Annotated in this window: 4 tRNA genes; all 4 read left to right on the top strand. The window is 44.3% G+C overall.

Annotated features, from left to right (window positions below):
• The first annotated feature begins 186 nt into the window (after window positions 1-186).
• The 4 genes from L2755_RS22005 (at window position 187) to L2755_RS21990 (ending at window position 803) form a co-directional block, all read left to right on the top strand.
• Window positions 187-262, top strand: a tRNA-Lys gene (locus L2755_RS22005).
• Between the two features lie 193 nt (window positions 263-455).
• Window positions 456-531 (top strand) — tRNA-Lys (locus tag L2755_RS22000).
• 55 nt (window positions 532-586) lie between these two features.
• A tRNA-Lys gene (locus L2755_RS21995) sits at window positions 587-662 on the top strand.
• A gap of 65 nt (window positions 663-727) precedes the next feature.
• Window positions 728-803: transfer RNA gene (locus L2755_RS21990), tRNA-Lys, on the top strand.
• The last annotated feature ends 69 nt before the right edge of the window (window positions 804-872 follow it).

Raw genomic sequence — 872 nt, 5'->3', positions numbered from 1 at the left:
ACCAATTGGTCGAAGGTTCGAATCCTTCACGGCCCACCACTTCTGAGGTGGATTTGCTTTAAGGCAGATGAGATCAGAAACGCAATACCAGAAAGGGCCGTTAGCTCAGTTTCTTGTAGAAACAGACAGTTGGCTTTAACTAATGATAGTTAGTTATTTACTTAAACATATCAGCAATACCAGAAAGGGCCGTTAGCTCAGTTGGTAGAGCAGTTGGCTTTTAACCAATTGGTCGAAGGTTCGAATCCTTCACGGCCCACCACTTCTCCTGGTGGTAAAAATGGAGAAGGTAGAGATAGGTTAGCGCAGTTGATGCTTTGAATAAGAGCACAGTTGGCTTTACTCTTAACTACCACATTGGTCGAAGGTTCGAATCCTTCACGGCCCACCACTTCTGAGGTGGATTTGCTTCAAGGCAGATGAAATCAGAAACGCAGTATCAGCAATACCAGAAAGGGCCGTTAGCTCAGTTGGTAGAGCAGTTGGCTTTTAACCAATTGGTCGAAGGTTCGAATCCTTCACGGCCCACCACTTCTGAGGTGGATTTGCTTTAAGGCAGATGAGATCAGAAACGCAATACCAGAAAGGGCCGTTAGCTCAGTTGGTAGAGCAGTTGGCTTTTAACCAATTGGTCGAAGGTTCGAATCCTTCACGGCCCACCACTTCTGAGGTGGATTTACTTCAAAGTAAATAAAATCAGAAAATGTAATATCAGCATTACCAGAAAGGGCTGTTAGCTCAGTTGGTAGAGCAGTTGGCTTTTAACCAATTGGTCGAAGGTTCGAATCCTTCACAGCCCACCACTTTCTGTTTCAATCGTAAACTGCAATATCTTGCTTCGTTTACTCACAACTTCGTAGATTTACTCCATT

The sequence above is a fragment of the Shewanella abyssi genome (assembly GCF_023284025.1).
In the GTDB taxonomy this organism is placed as follows: Bacteria; Pseudomonadota; Gammaproteobacteria; order Enterobacterales; family Shewanellaceae; genus Shewanella; species Shewanella abyssi.
Note: the sequence above shows the minus strand (reverse complement) of the source record. Positions and strands in the feature narration are given on the sequence as shown.